This window comes from Pseudomonas ceruminis, assembly GCF_021602025.1.
GTDB lineage: Bacteria > Pseudomonadota > Gammaproteobacteria > Pseudomonadales > Pseudomonadaceae > Aquipseudomonas > Aquipseudomonas ceruminis.
In genome coordinates this window covers 16186-32894 of record NZ_BQHW01000011.1, presented here as the reverse complement: position 1 = coordinate 32894, position 16709 = coordinate 16186, and the positions used below count along the sequence as shown (strand labels likewise).

Annotated in this window: 17 protein-coding genes; 7 read left to right on the top strand and 10 right to left on the bottom strand. The window is 63.7% G+C overall.

What is annotated here, in order from left to right; all coding sequences use genetic code 11:
- Positions 1-4: 4 nt before the first annotated feature.
- Both L6D80_RS14530 and L6D80_RS14525 read right to left on the bottom strand, forming a co-directional pair.
- Entirely contained in the window at positions 5-1168 is a 1164-nt protein-coding gene (locus tag L6D80_RS14530; protein ID WP_176512664.1) for an acyl-CoA dehydrogenase family protein, read from the bottom strand.
- A gap of 21 nt (positions 1169-1189) precedes the next feature.
- Positions 1190-2017: an HTD2 family dehydratase gene (locus tag L6D80_RS14525; RefSeq protein WP_176512663.1), complete on the bottom strand. Its 828-nt coding sequence runs from the start codon at positions 2015-2017 to the stop codon at positions 1190-1192.
- Between the two features lie 126 nt (positions 2018-2143).
- On the opposite strand from L6D80_RS14525, the gene L6D80_RS14520 reads away from it, so the two are divergent.
- Positions 2144-3031 (top strand): LysR family transcriptional regulator, encoded by an 888-nt coding sequence (locus tag L6D80_RS14520; RefSeq protein ID WP_054901825.1) that lies wholly within the window; start codon positions 2144-2146, stop codon positions 3029-3031.
- Positions 3032-3056: 25 nt separating this feature from the next.
- Here the strand turns inward: L6D80_RS14520 and L6D80_RS14515 are convergent, their stop codons facing one another.
- The 4 genes from L6D80_RS14515 to L6D80_RS14500 form a co-directional block, all read right to left on the bottom strand.
- Positions 3057-3776, bottom strand: a complete 720-nt coding sequence (locus tag L6D80_RS14515) for a TorF family putative porin (RefSeq protein WP_054901826.1) — start codon at positions 3774-3776, stop codon at positions 3057-3059.
- Between the two features lie 78 nt (positions 3777-3854).
- The gene (locus L6D80_RS14510) at positions 3855-4232 is read right to left on the bottom strand and encodes a VOC family protein (protein ID WP_054901827.1); all 378 of its coding nucleotides are present in this window, start codon (positions 4230-4232) and stop codon (positions 3855-3857) included.
- Between the two features lie 77 nt (positions 4233-4309).
- Entirely contained in the window at positions 4310-4561 is a 252-nt protein-coding gene (locus L6D80_RS14505) for a hypothetical protein (RefSeq protein ID WP_054901828.1), read from the bottom strand.
- A 185-nt stretch (positions 4562-4746) separates the two neighbouring features.
- Positions 4747-5598, bottom strand: coding sequence for a LysR family transcriptional regulator (locus L6D80_RS14500; RefSeq protein WP_176512662.1), 852 nt, complete (start codon positions 5596-5598; stop codon positions 4747-4749).
- Positions 5599-5692: 94 nt separating this feature from the next.
- Here L6D80_RS14500 and L6D80_RS14495 point away from each other — a divergent pair, with 94 nt between their 5' ends.
- Entirely contained in the window at positions 5693-6124 is a 432-nt protein-coding gene (locus L6D80_RS14495) for a multidrug/biocide efflux PACE transporter (protein WP_176512661.1), read from the top strand.
- A gap of 88 nt (positions 6125-6212) precedes the next feature.
- On the top strand, positions 6213-7106 hold the full coding sequence (locus tag L6D80_RS14490) for a PA4780 family RIO1-like protein kinase (protein ID WP_176512660.1): 894 nt from the start codon (positions 6213-6215) through the stop codon (positions 7104-7106).
- Between the two features lie 24 nt (positions 7107-7130).
- Here the strand turns inward: L6D80_RS14490 and L6D80_RS14485 are convergent, their stop codons facing one another.
- Complete coding sequence (locus tag L6D80_RS14485) at positions 7131-7772, bottom strand: TetR/AcrR family transcriptional regulator (RefSeq protein ID WP_054902792.1); 642 nt, start codon at positions 7770-7772, stop codon at positions 7131-7133.
- A gap of 126 nt (positions 7773-7898) precedes the next feature.
- Here L6D80_RS14485 and L6D80_RS14480 point away from each other — a divergent pair, with 126 nt between their 5' ends.
- A complete protein-coding gene (locus L6D80_RS14480) occupies positions 7899-9935 on the top strand; it encodes an NADH:flavin oxidoreductase (protein ID WP_176512659.1) in 2037 nt (678 codons plus the stop codon).
- A gap of 53 nt (positions 9936-9988) precedes the next feature.
- Here the strand turns inward: L6D80_RS14480 and L6D80_RS14475 are convergent, their stop codons facing one another.
- The gene (locus tag L6D80_RS14475) at positions 9989-10897 is read right to left on the bottom strand and encodes a LysR family transcriptional regulator (protein ID WP_176512658.1); all 909 of its coding nucleotides are present in this window, start codon (positions 10895-10897) and stop codon (positions 9989-9991) included.
- Between the two features lie 154 nt (positions 10898-11051).
- On the opposite strand from L6D80_RS14475, the gene L6D80_RS14470 reads away from it, so the two are divergent.
- The 3 genes from L6D80_RS14470 to L6D80_RS14460 are packed head-to-tail and all read left to right on the top strand — an operon-like array spanning position 11052 to position 14651.
- Complete coding sequence (locus L6D80_RS14470; protein ID WP_176512657.1) at positions 11052-12356, top strand: MFS transporter; 1305 nt, start codon at positions 11052-11054, stop codon at positions 12354-12356.
- 31 nt (positions 12357-12387) lie between these two features.
- The gene (locus L6D80_RS14465; protein WP_054902788.1) at positions 12388-13629 is read left to right on the top strand and encodes a Zn-dependent hydrolase; all 1242 of its coding nucleotides are present in this window, start codon (positions 12388-12390) and stop codon (positions 13627-13629) included.
- On the top strand, positions 13629-14651 hold the full coding sequence (locus tag L6D80_RS14460) for a histone deacetylase family protein (protein WP_176512656.1): 1023 nt from the start codon (positions 13629-13631) through the stop codon (positions 14649-14651). Before L6D80_RS14465 ends, L6D80_RS14460 begins: the two co-directional genes overlap by 1 nt.
- Positions 14652-14759: 108 nt before the next feature.
- Here L6D80_RS14460 and L6D80_RS14455 read toward each other — a convergent pair whose 3' ends face one another.
- Entirely contained in the window at positions 14760-14951 is a 192-nt protein-coding gene (locus tag L6D80_RS14455; RefSeq protein WP_054902786.1) for a hypothetical protein, read from the bottom strand.
- A gap of 113 nt (positions 14952-15064) precedes the next feature.
- Positions 15065-16489, bottom strand: coding sequence for an aminotransferase-like domain-containing protein (locus L6D80_RS14450; protein ID WP_054902785.1), 1425 nt, complete (start codon positions 16487-16489; stop codon positions 15065-15067).
- Positions 16490-16709: the final 220 nt, after the last annotated feature.

Below are 16709 nucleotides of genomic sequence, written 5' to 3'. Positions count from 1 at the left end.
GCCCTCAGAAGCTGCGCGGCAGCTCGAGCAGGTGCTCGGCCACGTAGGACAGGATCAGGTTGGTCGAGATCGGCGCCACCTGGTACAGGCGGGTTTCGCGGAATTTGCGCTCGACGTCGTATTCGCAGGCGAAGCCAAAGCCGCCGTGGGTCTGCAGGCAGGCATTGGCGGCTTCCCACGAGGCCTTGGCGGCCAGGTACTTGGCCATGTTGGCGCTGGCCCCGGCGTTCTGCCCGCTGTCGTATTCGGCGCAGGCACGCCAGCGCATCAGGTCGGCTGCTTCGATTTCGATATGGGCTTGGGCGATAGGGAACTGCACGCCCTGGTTCTGCCCGATCGGTCGGCCGAACACCACGCGGTCGCGGGCATACGCGCTGGCCTTTTCGATGAACCAGCGACCATCGCCGATACACTCGGCGGCGATCAGCGTACGTTCGGCATTGAGGCCATCGAGGATGTACCTGAAGCCTTTGCCTTCTTCACCGATCAGGCTGCTGGCCGGCAGCTCGAGGTTGTCGAAGAACAGCTCGTTGGTTTCGTGGTTGACCATGTTGGCGATCGGCTGCACGGTCAGCCCATTGCCGATGGCCTCGCGCAGGTCGACCAGGAAGATCGACATCCCCTCGGACTTCTTCTTTACCTCGGCCAGCGGTGTGGTGCGCGCCAGCAGGATCATCAGGTCGGAATGCTGGACGCGTGAAATCCACACCTTCTGGCCGTTGATCAGGTACTTGTCGCCCTGGCGCACGGCAGTGGTCTTGATCTTGGTGGTGTCCGTGCCGGTGGTGGGTTCGGTCACGCCCATCGACTGCAGGCGCAGCTCGCCGCTGGCCAACTTGGGCAGGTAATGGCGCTTTTGTTCCTCGCTGCCATGGCGCAGCAGGGTGAACATGTTGTACATCTGGCCGTGCACGGTGCCGGAGTTGCCGCCGCAGGCGTTGACCTCTTCGAGAATCACCGAGGCCTCGGCCAGGCCAAGGCCGGAACCGCCGAACTGTTCCGGGATCATCGCCGAGAGCCAGCCGGCGTCGGTCATGGCTTTGACGAACGCTTCGGGGAAGCCCTTCTGTTCATCGATCTTGCGCCAGTAGCTGGCGTCGAATTCGGCGCACAAGGCGCGCACCCCTTCGCGGATGGCGGTGAGGTCATCGCTGTCGTACGTATGCATGCGGGTGTTCCCTGTCTGGTATCAGTCGAAAAGCACGTCGGCGCTTTGTGCCACGCCGTCGGCATTGCTGGCCCACAGTTGCGCCTGGCCGGGCTCGCCGAGGCAGCCGGCCACGACGAAGGGCGTAGGCACGGTGAGCGGGCGCACGCCGCGGTAGGCGAAATGCCGTACCCGCTTACCGGGGTTGGCGCGGATGAAGGCGCGCAGGTTGAGGGCGGCAATCAGTGGGCCGTGCACCACCAGGCCGGCATAGCCTTCGGTATCGGTGACGTAGGGGTGGTCGTAGTGGATCCGGTGGCCGTTGAAGGTCACCGCGCTGTAGCGCATCAGCAAGGTGGGCGTGGGCGTTACCGCTTCGCTCCATTGCGCTGGCACAGGCGCTTGAGCACTGCCGAGCTTGGGCGGGTTGGGTTCGCGGTAGACGATATCCTGCTCTTCGCGCACGCACAGCGCGCCGTGCTGCGAGTACTCGTGGCGCACGGTGACGAACAACAAGGCGCCGGTGCGGCCGTGTTTTTCCTCGATATGCACGATGGTCGACAACCGGTGAGCCTCGGCGCCGACCTTGAGCGGCGCGATGAACTCAACTCGGCCACCGGCCCACATGCGGTTGCGGTTGTCGGCAGGGGGCAGGAAGCCGCCGCGCGCAGGGTGGCCGTCAGTGCCCAGTTGCGTTTCAGCCACCGGCTCCTGGAAGAAACACCACATCCACAGGGGGGGCAGGGGTTGCCCCACGGCGGGTGCGGTTTCGCCGAAGGTGGCGGCGATGCGCTTGATGAGGTTGCGGCTGAGCTCGTCGACGGCCTCTTCCGTGCGGCCGATCCAGGCGCTGTAATCCGTAGCGGTCATAACCATTGGCCTCTGCATTTGTTGTTATGCCGCGATCATGCGAGGCGCCTGGCATTCTGTGAATTTGCATTTGTGTAAAGCAGCGTTCAGGTATGCTGAACGCCCGCACGACGACTGGACACGCCCATGCACTTCGATCTGGCTGATTTGCGGCTTTTCATTCACATCGGTGAATCACCGAGCCTGACCCAGGGCGCGCGCCGGGCGTTTCTCTCGCCGGCCGCCGCCAGTGCGCGGATCAAAGCGCTGGAGGCACAGCTCGATACGCGGCTGTTGTACCGCGACAGCCGGGGTGTGGAACTGACCCCAGCGGGGCAGAAGCTGTTGACGCATGCGCGGCTGATCATGCGCCAGGTGGATTACCTGAAGGCGGAATTCACCCAGTTCGGCACCGATTCGGCGGGGCACATCCGTATCTTTGCCAACACCACTGCCGTGACCGAGTTCCTTCCCGAAGTGCTGGCCGGCTTCCTGGCGCAGCGCCCTGGGGTGACAGTCGACCTGCAGGAGCGTTTGTCGCGGGATATCGTGCGCGGCGTGCTCGATGGCAGCAGCGACATGGGCATCATTGCCGGGCCTGTGGAAGCCAGCGGGCTACAAGTGATGCACTTCAGCACCGACCGGCTGGTGCTGATCGTGCCTGCCGGGCATGAACTGGCAGGCTGCAAGCAGGTTTCGTTGAAGCAGACGCTGGCCTTTCAGCACATCGGGCTGCATGACGGCAGCACACTGCTGAGCTTCTTGCGCGACCATGTCGAACGCATGGGCCTCAACCTGTCGTTGCGGATCCAGCTGTCGAGTTTCGAGGCCATTTGCCGGCTGGTGGAAGCCGGGGTGGGGATTGGCATCATTCCCGAGTCGGCCGCGTTGCGGCACAGCCAGACCATGGGGTTGGTGACCATTACCCTGGACGAGCCATGGGCGGTACGTGAGCGCAGCATCTTGGTGCGCGAGCTGGATGCATTACCGGGGACGGTCAGGGCGTTGATCGCTACCCTGATGCCTGAGGGCTAGCGCAATGCATGAAGGGCCGGCGCCTTCAAAAGAAGCTGCGCTGTGCCTTCAGCGTCACCATGCTCTGGCAGTAGGTGTTGATCCCGGCATACGCATCGCACCCACCACCGCTGAGGCTGGAATTGCTGTAGATCAGGTTGAGGTCAATGCCCAGCCAAGGTCGCGACAGTTCTAGCGACCAGTCAGAAAAACCGTTGACCTGGCTGCCATCGCCGATGGTGAAGGGCGTCCCCAGGCGGTGATGGGCAAGTTTTACCGTGAAATCGACATCGAACAGCGGCAGTTGGCCGAAATCGGCAAACAGGGTGCCCGTGCGGTTGCCCGGGTTGTCCCGCCAGGCGCCGCCAATACGGCTGCCCAGCAGCGACACGCCGCCATACAGGGCATAGCTGTCCGGCCCGGCGATGTTCGGTTGGCTGTAGTGGATCAGGCCTACCTCATACCCCAAGGTGCTGTCGAAGCGGTGCTTGTACCCCAGGTAGTTGTCCAGGCGCAGGGTGGAGTTGGGGGCCACGCCCATGCTCGGGGCGTACTGGCCGACATACCAGCCGCTGGGGTGACTGAGGTCGAGGCCGCCGTGGAAAGTGCCCACCGCACTGGGCGAGATCAGCCCCTGGGCCATGCTGCGCGCGGGTGTGGTGCCGAGCTTGAAGTCGAAGTCGCCCAGCTGGCGTTGGATCTGCTGTGCTGGCAGGGCCGGGCTGAAGAGGAGGGCCGCACTCAGCAACAGAAGGGGCCTAGTCATGGTCACCGTCCTGGAAGGCTTGCGCTTGAGCGGTAGAGAATACCTGGGTTGGCAGGCAGGGAAAACCACACGGGTACCTCAGAGGGGTTGCGAGATCTCGATCAGGTTAAGGTCCGGGTCACGAACGTAGACCGACAGAATCGGCCCGGTGGCGCCTGTACGCTGTATAGGCCCTTGCAGAATGGGCCATTGCGCCTGCTGCAGATGGGCGATCACCTGCTCCAGGGGGATGCTGGCGATGAAGCACAGGTCCAACGCCCCGGGCACGGGCAGATGCGCCTTGGGCTCGAATTCATGGCCGCGCACATGGACGTTGATCTTCTGCTTGCCATAACGCAAGGCCAGGCGGCCGGCACCGAAGGTTTCCAGCTGCATGCCCAGCACGCGGGTGTAGAAGTCGGTGCAGGCATCCACGTCGAAGGTGGTGAGTACCAGATGGTCCAGGTGGTCGATCATGGGCTACCTCGCTGGCAGGGGCTGAAACCGGTCACTCCGGCACCGGCCATGATAGTGCGACCCGCCAGCCTTTCAACTCAGCCTTTGATCGAAGGCCCCGGTGCGGCGCGCTCGGTGACCACCTGTGGGTCGGCAGCGCGCTGGATGATGCGCTTGTGTCGCTCGTATTCGTCAAGCGAAAGGCCTTGGCGTTGCAGGGCCTCCAGTTGCAACTGGCGCGTTTCTGCGCCGGTGTAGGGGCGCAGCTCAGGGTGGCTGGCGCAGCCGCTGAGCACGGCGATGCCGACGGCAGTCAGGGCAGCGAACAGCAGGCGGGCCAGGTTATTCATCGGGAGGCTCCAGGATTCTGGGGGCAGCAGGTATCGCAGCGCATGGAGCAAGGGTATTGAGCAGGCGCCTTCATTGGAAATTGTCGTTCTCGATAGTGACTATCGATAGCGCTGTGGCGGGGCTGGCGTTTGGCACCGGCGTGGCGATTGTCGATTGGCTCTGGGGCAACTGCGACTGGGGGCGTTCAGGACAAAAGCTGTTGCACCAGCCATTGCCCGGCAGGGCCAAGTGCGCGTCGGCGCGACCAGGCCACATCCATGGCGACCCGGCGTGGATAGCCCGGTAATGGCAGTTCCACCAGGCCACTGCCAAAGCGGCTGACCAGCGCCTTGGGCAGTTCCGCCCAGCCGAACCCGCGCACGGCAAATTCCAGCAGGGTCAGGTAGTCCGGCGCCGACCAGGCCTGGCCGCGCCCCTGGTGCAGACTCGGCGCGTAAGTCTTGATGTATAGCTGGCGCTCGTTTTCCAGATGCTGTAGCTGCACGAGCGCTTGCCTGGCCAGTGGGTGGTCAGTACCGACGTAGACGGCAAACTCTGCCTGTTCTGGAAGGCGTGCCACGGCCACATCAGCCGGGTAGCGCTGCTGCGCCGCAAGGATGCCGATGTGGGCCATGTCCAGCTGGACCATTTCGATCACATCGGCATCTTCCGACGGCCCACAGCGCAGTTCGGTGTGCGGATAGCGCGCGGCGAAGCGGCTCATCACCGCGCCCTGGAAGGTGACGCTGTAGCTGTCGGACATTACCACCGAAACCAGCGGCTCGACCTGTTCGGCCAGGCGCACCGCCAAGGCGTCGAGCCGGCCACTGGCATCAAGAATGGCCTCGACATGCGTGAGCACCTGGCGGCCGGCTGCATTAAGTGTGGGATGGCGGCCTGCCCGGTCGAACAGCTCGCAGCCAATGTCCGCTTCGAAGTTGGCGATGGCGATGCTGATGGTCGACTGGCTTTTGCGCAGTTTGCGCGCCGCAGCGGAAAACGAACCGAGGGCAGCGGCTTCGACAAAGGCAACGAGAGCTTCGGGTGAGTAGCGCATAAGTATTGATAAAATCGATAGCTGCTATGTCGCGAGTATCAATTCCATCAAAGAGAATGTGAAGCACGCATTCACTCTTGGATGGAAAACCACCATGAAAAAAGTCTCTTTCACCGAGCGCCTGGTCCATGCCGTTGGCTATGAAGCCTTCGCCGTGCTGCTGTGTGCCCCGCTGTTGTCCTGGGTAATGGGCAAGTCGCTGGCCACCGCCGGTAGCCTGGCCGTCATCTTGTCGTTGATCGCCATGGTGTGGAACATGCTCTACAACGCGCTGGTCGACCGCTGTGTCAGTACCCCCCGCATCCGTTGGAAGGCATCGACACGCTTTGCCCACGGCCTGGGCTTCGAAGCAGGTCTGGTCGTATGGTGCTTGCCTGTAGCAGCCTGGATGCTGGAAATCTCGCTGTGGCAGGCGTTGCTGGTTGAGCTGGGCTTCTTCGTGATCATCCTGCCCTACACCGTGGTGTACAACTGGGCGTTCGACAAGGGCCGGCATGTGCTCATGCAACGCCGGGTTGCCACCTGAGCAGACAACCAAGCAAGACGCACCCGCCTGTGAGAGGATGTCCGCCTTCTTAGCCATAAGCCCCGACAGGACCCCGAACACTAGCCTGATGAAGACGCCAAAACGAATCGAACCGCTGATTGAAGACGGACTGGTCGACGAAGTGCTGCGACCCTTGATGAGCGGCAAGGAAGCAGCCGTCTACGTGGTGCGTTGCGGCGCCCAGGTACGCTGCGCCAAGGTCTACAAAGAGGCCAACAAGCGCAGTTTCCGCCAGGCCGCCGAGTACCAGGAGGGCCGCAAGGTCCGCAACAGCCGTCAGGCCCGGGCCATGGCCAAGGGCAGCAAGTACGGGCGCAAGGAAGCCGAGGATGCCTGGCAGAACGCCGAAGTGGCGGCGTTGTTCCGCCTGGCCGGTGCCGGCGTGCGGGTGCCCAAGCCGTACGACTTCCAGGACGGCGTGCTGCTGATGGAACTGGTCACCGACGCCGATGGTGATGCTGCACCGCGGCTTAACGATGTGCACCTGGAGGCGCAAGAGGCACGTGAATACCACGCGTTCGTCATCCGCCAGATTGTGCTGATGCTCTGTGCCGGGCTGGTGCATGGCGACCTGTCCGAGTTCAACGTGCTGCTGGGCCCCGACGGCCCGGTCATCATCGACCTGCCGCAGGCAGTGGATGCGGCGGGTAACAACCATGCCTACAGCATGCTGCAGCGTGATGTGGCGAACATGGCGCACTACTTCGGGCGCTTCGCCCCGGAGTTGAAAGACACCCGCTACGCCCAGGAAATGTGGGCGCTGTACGAAGCCGGGGAGCTGCGGCCGGACAGCCCACTGAGTGGCGAGTTCGAGGATGATGAGCATGTCGCGGACGTGGGCGGGGTGATGCGTGAGATCGACGCCGCCCGCCTGGACGATGCCCGTCGCCGTGCCGCGCGGGCTGAAGCGGAGCATGGGCCAACCAAGGCCGAAGAGCCTCCACCCCCTTGGCTGCAGTGATTGCGGGCCGCTGCTGGCGGTCAGTCAGTCCGCTGACGGCCCGAAGTCGTTGCGCTGGTAGAAGCGCTCCAGCTCCTGCGCGGTCGGTTCTTCGCCGGTAAACACCCGCAGATACTCGGGGATGAAGCGCATGCGCTGGGCCAGCGGCTCATCGGTTTTCATGCTGATGTAGCCGATCTGGGTCAGGTAGATCGAACGGGCGCGGGTCGTTGCGGCGTCGTCGCTGAAGCCGAAACGGTCGAACATCTGCTTCAGCGCGTCGATGCGCAGGCTGTCGGCGTGCTTGATTTCCTCGGCCACCTGCTGCGACTGCAGCGCCCAGCTGCGCATGGCGAACTCGCACTGCGAATCGAACAATGCATCGTTCAGCCAGCAATCGAACACATTGAGAATTGCTTCGGTAATGGTGGCCGCATACGCCTGTGACTGGTTCACCAGGTTACGCGTGTTCTTGTGCTTCCATTGCTCGATCAACGCCAAGAGCAACGCTTCGCGGTCTTCGAAATACCAGTAGAAACTGGTGCGGGCGAGGTTGAGCTTCTTGGCCAGGGGCATCACCCGCACCGCATCCACCCCCGATTCCTTGAGGGTTTCGAACGCTGCGTTGAGCCAGCTCTCGATCGAGCCGCGGGCGGCGTTTTCCGGGGTGTTAGAGGTCATGTTCATGGCCGCATTGTTCCGTATCCACGGGGGGCTGGCAAGCGTCATGTACACCACTGTCTATTTTATTGACACTGGTGTACATGGGGGCTAATGTCGATTTTGCCTGATGACCTGAACGCGAGAACGACCATGTCCAATGATCCGTTGCTTCAGCCGTATGCACTCAAGCACCTCACCTTGCGCAACCGCATCATCACCACCTCCCACGAGCCCGCTTACGCCGAAGACGGCATGCCCAAGCACCTGTACCGTGCCTATCACGTGGAACGGGCCAAGGCAGGTGTTGCCCTGACCATGACGGCAGGGTCGGCCGCCATCTCGCGTGACAGCCCACCGGCGTTCAACAACGTGTTGGCCTACAAGGACGAAGTGGTCGGCTGGATGAAGGACCTGACCGACGCATGCCACGAGCACGGCGCGGCGGTGATGATTCAGCTCACCCACCTGGGGCGACGCACGCGGTGGGACAAGGGGGACTGGTTGCCCGTCGTGTCGCCGTCGCACAACCAGGAACCGGCGCACCGGGCCTTCCCCAAGCGCCTGGAAATCTGGGACATCGAACGCATCATCAAGGACTACGCTGATGCCGCCGAGCGCATGCAGGCCGCCGGGCTCGACGGTATCGAGCTGGAGGCTTACGGGCACCTGATGGACCAGTTCTGGTCGCCACTGACCAACGAACTGCAGGACATCTACGGTGGCTCCCTGGAAAACCGTCTGCGTTTCACCTTCGAAGTGCTTGCGGCCATCCGCCAGCGGGTCGGTGACCGATTCATCGTCGGCATCCGCTACACCGGCGACGAAGCGCTGGCCGGCGGCCTGACCCGGGAGGAGGGGATGCAGATTTCGCAACGGCTGCAGCACAGCGGCATGATCGACTTCCTCAACGTGATCCGCGGCAACATCGCCACTGACGCCGGCCTTACCGATATCATCCCGGTCCAGGGCATGCGCAATGCACCGCACCTGGACTTTGCCGGGGAGATCCGTGCGCTGACGGGCTTCCCGACCTTCCATGCGGCAAAGATCCCGGACGTCGCCACTGCTCGCCATGCCATTGCCGCCGGCCTGGTGGACATGGTCGGCATGACCCGCGCGCACATGACCGACCCGCACATCGTACGCAAGATCATCGAAGGCCGCGAAGACGACATCCGCCCTTGCGTCGGCGCCAACTACTGCCTGGACCGCATCTACAACGGCGGTGCTGCCTACTGCATCCACAATGCGGCCACTGGCCGTGAAACGACCATGCCGCACCTGATACCCAAGGCGGCGCAGCGGCGCAAGGTGGTCATCATCGGTGCCGGCCCTGCGGGCCTCGAGGCGGCACGGGTGGCGGGCGAGCGGGGCCATGAAGTGGTGGTCTACGAGGTGGCCGACAAGGCCGGTGGGCAAATCCGCCTGACCGCGCAATCGCCACGGCGCAAGGAAATGATCAGCATCGTCGACTGGCGCCTGGCCCAGTGTGAACGGCTGGGGGTGACCTTCCACTACAACGTCTGGGCCGACCGCCAGATCATCCTTGACCAGGCCCCTGATGTGGTCATTGTCGCCACCGGCGGCCTACCGCACATCGACGTGCTGGAGCAAGGCAACGAGCTGGTGGTGTCGAGCTGGGACATCATCGCTGGCGACGTCAAGCCTGGGCGCAATGTGCTGGTGTACGACGATGCCGGTGATCATGCCGCGCTGCAGGCTGCAGAGTTCATCGCGCAAAGTGGGGCACGCACCGAAATCATGACCCCCGACCGGGCGTTCTCGCCCGAGGTCATGGGCATGAACCTGGTGCCTTACATGCGGGCACTGCAACAGCTGGACACAACGTTTACCGTGACCTGGCGGCTGAAGGCCGTGGCCCGGACTGATGGCGGTTTGCTGGCGACCATCGGCACCGACTACAGCGAGCTGCGCCAGACCCGCCTGTTCGATCAGGTGGTGGTCAACCACGGCACCCGGCCACTGGACGAGCTGTATTTTCAACTGGTCCCGCTGTCGAGCAATGAAGGCGCGGTGCAGTACCTGGACCTGATTGCCGGCCGCCCGCAGGCTGTCACGCGCCGCGACGAGGGGCGCTTCCAGTTGTTTCGCATTGGCGACGCGGTAGCCTCGCGCAACACCCATGCCGCCATTTATGACGCGTTGCGTCTGGTGAAGGACCTCTGAACCTCTTCGGCGCTGGAAGGCTGATCGCACGGGGGAGGGGCATCCTCCTCCCTTCAGTCGAGGCTGGCTTGTAGCGCCTCGATGAACACCGCTTCCGCCCGGCTCAGGCGCTGGTCCCTGTTCCACAGCAGGTGGATGTCCACATCGGCGATTCCCTCCTGGGGCGGTAGCTTCCACAGCAGCCCCGCTGCCACATCGGCCGCCACCACGTGCTCTGGCAGGCAGCCGATGCCAAACCCGGCGATCACCAGGCGGCGCACCTCTTCAAGGCTTGGCGAAGACGCCACGATCCGCCCGGAAAACCCCTGCTGGTCACGGAAGATGGTCAGCGGTGAAAGCATGCCGCCAATCTGGTCACTGGTAAAACTGACGAAATTCTCCCGCTGCAGGTCGCCTTCCGCCTGGCCGAACAGGGCGTGGTGCTTGCCGCAGAAAAACGCATAGCGCTGGCGCAGGAACAACCGCTGCTCCAGGCGCGGTTGCGCACGACGGTTGAGGCTCAGCCCTGCGGTGGCGGTTTTTTCCTGCAAGGCAGCGACGATATCCGAGCTGCGCATCACATCGATTTCCACGTCCACCCGCGGGTGCTGGCGGTGGAAATCGGCAAGAAAGGCATCGAAGCGTTCGCTGACGATCCGGCTGATCATCAGTAGCCGGACCTTGCCCACCAACGCGTCCCCGGGCTGTTCCAGCAGGCCGCCGATCTGCGACATCTGCCCGTACACCTCTCCCGCCAGTTGGAACAGTTGCTCGCCCATGTCGGTGAGTACGAAGCGTGGCCCGCGGCGGGCGATCAACTGGCGGCCAAGCTGTTCCTCGAGGCGCTTGAGTGCCTGGCTCACCGCCGGCTGGGTCAGGTGCAGGCGCGCTGCCGCGCGGCTGATGGACAGCTCCTGGCCGATGATGCGAAAGGTGCGCAGCAGGTTCCAGTCGAGGCGATCGTTGAGCAGGCGGTCGGACATGTCAGGGCTCTATGATAAGCATGGCTAATAGTGCAAATAATAAATAGAAAATTGACTAATCATAGCCCTGGGACGATAAATCGCACTCAAGCGCCAGCAGAGCGCCACCGTGACCTATCAACTCCTGCCAGAAAAACAAGCAAAGGAGCCCCCCATGAAGCCCACCGCTTCGCCCCAGCCGCGCCGTGCCGCCGCGGCCGCGTTCATTGGCACCATGATCGAGTGGTACGACTTCTACATCTACGCCACCGCCGCCGCGCTGGTGTTCGGTGCGTTGTTCTTCCCTTCCGACAACAGCCTGTTCAGCACCATGGCCGCGTTCGGCACCTTCGCCGTGGGCTTCTTCGCCCGGCCGCTCGGTGGCATCGTCTTCGGCCATGTGGGTGACCGTATCGGCCGCAAGAAATCGCTGGTCATCACCCTGCTGATGATGGGCATCGTCACCGTGTGCATCGGCCTGCTGCCGACCTATGCGCAAATCGGAGCCACCGCGCCGGTGCTGCTGATCATCCTGCGGGTGATCCAGGGTATCGCCGTGGGGGGCGAATGGGGTGGGGCAGTGCTGATGGCCGGCGAGCATGCGCCCAAAGGCCGACGCAATTTCTTCGCCTCGTTCGCCCAGCTGGGCAGCCCGGCCGGGTTGATCCTTTCGCTGCTGGCGTTCGGCGCTGTCACCCGCCTGCCCGAGGAAGACCTGATGAACTGGGGTTGGCGCGTGCCGTTCCTGGCCAGCGCCTTGTTGCTGCTGGTGGGCCTGGCGATCCGCCTGGGGGTCAATGAGTCGCCTGAATTCATCGCCAGCCGCGAGCAGGCCGCGAAGGCCAAGCGCAAGGAGCAGGCGCCGGTACTGGAAGTACTGCGTACCGCCTGGCGCCCGCTGCTGCTGTGCATCGGTGCCAATACCTTGGGCATCGCCGGGGTCTATTTCACCAATACCTTCATGATCAGCTACACCACCCAGCAACTGCACCTGGAGCGTTCGCTGATCCTTGAATGCCTGTTCTTCGTGGCGATCATCCAGTTCTGCGTTCAGCCGATGGCTGCGTGGTTGTCGGAAAAGATCGGTGCCACGCGTTTCTTGGCCCTGGTTGCAGTGTTGGCCATGGCCTCGCCCTACCCGATGTTCGTGCTGGTCAGCTCAGGCCAAGGCCCGCTGATCGTGCTCGGCATCGCACTGGCAGCGGCCTGCATGGCGTCGTTCTACGCCGTGATTGCCGGTTACGTCAGCGGGATGTTCGAAACCCGCGTGCGCTACACCGCCATTTCCCTGGCCTACCAGGTGTGCGGCGCCATCGCCGGTGGCCTGACGCCACTGATCGGGACCTGGCTGGCCCATACCTTCACCGGTCAGTGGTGGCCGATGGCGGTGTTCTACACCGTGATCGCCACCCTTTCGCTGGTTTGCGTGCTTGCCCTGGCGCGTCAGTACGCCCTTAGCCAGCGCCTTGAGCTGGCCTGATTCAACCGCTTTGTTTTTGGAGTACCCGCACATGTTGAAAAGCAATGGCGAACGCCTGTGGGCGAGCCTGATGGCCATGGCTGAGGTCGGTGCCACCGCCCGCGGCGGCAGCTGCCGGCTGGCCCTGAGCGACGAGGACAAGGCCGGCCGCGAACTGTTCAGCCACTGGTGCCGCGAGGCGGGGCTGAGCCTGACGGTGGATGCCATCGGCAACCTGTTCGCCCGCCGCCTGGGCTCGGACCCGGATGCCGCCCCGGTGATGATGGGCAGCCACCTCGATACCCAACCTGAAGGCGGCCGCTTCGATGGCGTCTACGGCGTGTTGGCAGGTCTGGAGGTGGTACGTCGCCTCAATGACCTGAACATCCAGACCCGCAAACCGCTGGAAATTGCAGTGTGGACCAACGAGGAGGGCGCGCGCTTCACCCCGGCCATGTTCGGCTCGGCGGTGTTCACCGGCACCCTGGCCCTTGAGCAGGCGCTGGCCATCCGCGATGCCGATGGCATCAGCGTGGCCGATGAGCTGCAGCGCACCGGTTACGCAGGGCAACGCCCACTGGGCGGTAAGGTCGATGCCTACTTCGAGGCGCATATCGAGCAAGGCCCCATCCTTGAAGACAACGCCAAATGCATTGGCGTGGTCAGTGGCGGCCAGGCCATACGCTGGCTCGACGTAACGGTCGAAGGCATGGCCGCCCACGCCGGCACCACGCCGATGCCGCTGCGCAAGGACGCCCTGTATGGCGCCGCAAGGATGATCCAGGCGGTGGAGCAACTGGCTGCCGATTTCGCCCCCGAAGGCCTGACCACGGTGGGTGAACTGTCGATTGCCAAATCCTCGCGTAACACCATCCCAGGCGTGCTGCGCTTCACCGTCGACCTGCGTCATCACCGTGATGACGCCATCGAGGCGATGGAACGTGAGCTTGGGCTCACGCTGCAAGCCATCGCTGCGCAACGGGGCTTGCAGGTACGCATCGTGCGCCATTGGGTCAGCCCGGCGACCCCGTTCGACGCCGACTGCGTGGCTGCCGTGCAGCAGGCGGTCGATGGCCTGGGCTATACCCAGCAGTCGATCGTCAGTGGCGCCGGCCACGACGCCATTCTGTTGGCCCGTTACTGCCCCACGGCCATGGTCTTCATCCCCTGTGTCGGTGGCCTGAGCCACAACGAGGCGGAAGACGTGCTGCCCGAGGATGCCCGCCAGGGTGCTGACGTGCTGCTTAACGCCGTGCTGGCCCGTGCTGGCCGTGTAGAACAAGGAGAAGCCTGATGCGTTGCTACTTTCACCCTGAACAGTTGCTGCACCATCCACGCAGCTACTACTCGCGCGGCGCCATGCGCACCCCCCAGGAAGTCCCCGAGCGCGCCCAGCGCCTGCTGCAGGCGGCCAAGGGGCTAGGCTTCGACATGCGCCAACCCGAGGATGCCGGCCTGGATCCGCTCAAGGCGGTACACGGCGAGGCCTACCTGGCATTCCTCGAAGAAGCCCATGCACGCTGGAAGGAGGTGCCCGAGGACTGGGGCGACGAGGTCATGTCGAACATCTTCGTGCGCGAGCCCAACGCCCTGCGCGGCATCCTCGCCCAGGCCGGGCGCTATCTGGCCGATGGCAGCTGCCCGGTAGGCGAACACACCTGGCACTCGGCCTACTGGTCGGCGCAGAGCGCTGTGGCAGCGGCCAAGGCTATCCTCGATGGCGAGCCCGCCGCCTATGCCCTGTGCCGCCCACCGGGGCACCATGCGCGCTTCGATGCCGCCGGTGGCTTCTGCTACATCAACAACGCCGCTGTCGCCGCCCAGGCCCTGCGCAGCCGCTACAGCCGCGTGGCGATCCTCGACACCGACATGCACCATGGGCAGGGCATTCAGGAGATCTTCTACGAGCGCAACGATGTGCTGTACGTGTCGACCCATGGCGACCCGACCAACTTCTACCCCGCCGTTGCAGGCTTCGCGGATGAGCGCGGCAGCGGTGCGGGGAAGGGCTATAACCTCAACCTGCCGATGGCCCATGGCGCCAGCGAGGCGGAGTTCATGGCCCAGCTGGAGGTCGCACTGGCTGCAGTGAAGGACTTTGGTGCCCAGGTGCTGGTGTTGTCGCTGGGGTTCGACATCTACACGCTGGACCCACAGAGCAAGGTGGCGGTGACCACCGAAGGGTTCGCGGCGTTGGGTGAGCGGATTCGGGCGTTGCAGTTGCCGTGCGTGATCGTGCAGGAGGGTGGGTACCACCTGCAGAGCCTGGAAGCGAATGCGCAAGCGTTCTTCGCCGATAAGGCGGACTGGCGGTAGGGCGCAGGGGCCGATAATGGCGTTGTCGCTGCCGGCCCTTTCGCGGGCGTGCCCCGCGAAAGGGCCGGAACAGACGAGGCGCTCAGCGCCCCGCAGCTGTTGGTGCTGTTACGCCCACCACTGGGCGCCGCCTTTGGGCCAGCTGATGCCAGGGTATTCAAGGCGCACGAACGGATCATTCGCCCACTCCATGCCCATTTCCCAGAACACGCCGCCCGAGACGTTGTCGAGGTCTGTGTCGCTCAGCACTTGAAGGGTATCGGTGTTGGTTGTGTCCTGAGGTGTTGGTGTCTTGAACATGCTTGTCTCCTGATTTGTCCATGCAATGCGCGCCTGCGCAGCGCAGGGACAATCTAGGGGCGTACGCCCTACGGCCTCAATAGTACGGGTGTCCTAGGTCAACCGTGTGGTGCCTACAGGCTGGCACGCCGTACATGCTTCACCAGCACTTTCTCCAGCAGCTCCCACATCGCCGGGTCGGTACTGAACGCCACATTGAACCGCATCCACCCGGTCGGCTTGGCATCGACCATGAACAACTGCCCAGGCCCAAGCATGATGCCTTTCTCCAGCGCATCATCCAGCAGCGCCGCGCTGTCGGGAATCGCCGGGTGGCGGGTCCAGATGTACATGCCTTCGTCCGACTCGATGAACAGCTCGAAACCCAGCCGGTGCAGGTGGCGGCCGACTTCCTGGTGCGCCTCCGCCAGGCGCTGGCGCAGGCGCTTGAGGTGCTTGCGCCAGCGGCCGTCGATGATCGCGGCGTACACCACGCGCTCCATTACCTGCGAGGTAGTCAGGCCCGAGCGCATCTTCAGGTGCAACAGCTGTTGCGAAAGCTCCGGGTTAGCCAGCAGGTAGCCGACCCGTACGTTGGGCGAGATGCTCTTGGAGTAGCTGCCCACGTACACCACTTGCTGCAGGTGATCGAGGCTGGCCAGGCACGGTTGTGGCTCGGCGACCATGTCGGCGTACAGGTTATTTTCCACCAGGCGCAAGCTGTGCTGGCTGGCCAGTTGCAGCAGCCGGTGCAGTTGGGGCAGGGGCGTGCGCGAGCAGGTCGGGCTGTGCAGGTGTGGCTGGGTGAAAAAGGCCGTAGGGCGGTGATGCGCCAGCAGGTGTTCCAGGTGGTTGAGGTCATAGCCCGTTGGTGTGCGCGGCACACCGATGAGGGTGGCGCCCTGGGTGCGCAGGATGCTCATCAGGTTGGGGTAGCCGGGGTCGTCCACCAGCACCACGTCACCGGGCCGCACGAGGGTGCGCACGGCAAGGTCCAAGGCCTGGCTGGCGCCGTGGGTCAGCATCAGTTGCGCCGGGTTGGCCACGATCGACAATTCCTGCTGCAGGTTCTGCGCGGTCAGTGCACGCAGCTCCGGCAGGCCCATGGGGTCGCCATAGCCCGACAGCTCCAGCGGGCTGCCGGCCACCTGGCGCAGGCCGCGACGCAGCCCGTCTTCGTACATCCAGTCGTTAGGCAGCCAGCCACACCCCGGTTTGAACGGCAGTTGGCGGGTTTCGAAGATCTGCTGCAGGTACCATTCGGAGTTGAACGATGGTCGACTGGCGTCAGCTTCGCTGCTGTGGTTGTCCAGCAACTCGGCCACCGCGCGATTGACGAAGAACCCGGCATTGCCCTTGCTCACCAACAGGCCTTGGGCCACCAGCCGGTCGTACGCTTCCACCACGGTGAAGGTACTGACCGAATAGGTGGCGGCAAAGGCGCGAATTGACGGGACTTTGGCGCCTGGCTTGAGGGTCTGGTTGTCGATCAGCTCGCGCAGCCCGTCGATGATCTGGTTGACCAACGGCGTCGAGGAGTCTGGGTGTAATTCGAGCATTCGGGTGCCTTGAGGGGTGCGTAACGCTAGGCGCCGGCAAGGTGTATTGCATTGGCGGCCTGTACAGTGCAGTGCGAGATTCATGCCACTGTGCATGGCTCTCTGTGGCGGACATTTTTACATTAGGTGTCAGATATCGCCACATAAAGCATGTTCAGTTCGCCCCTGGGGCAAACCCTGGGGCGCGTCAGCAGGCCGCCACGGAAGGCCTGCGTGTGTA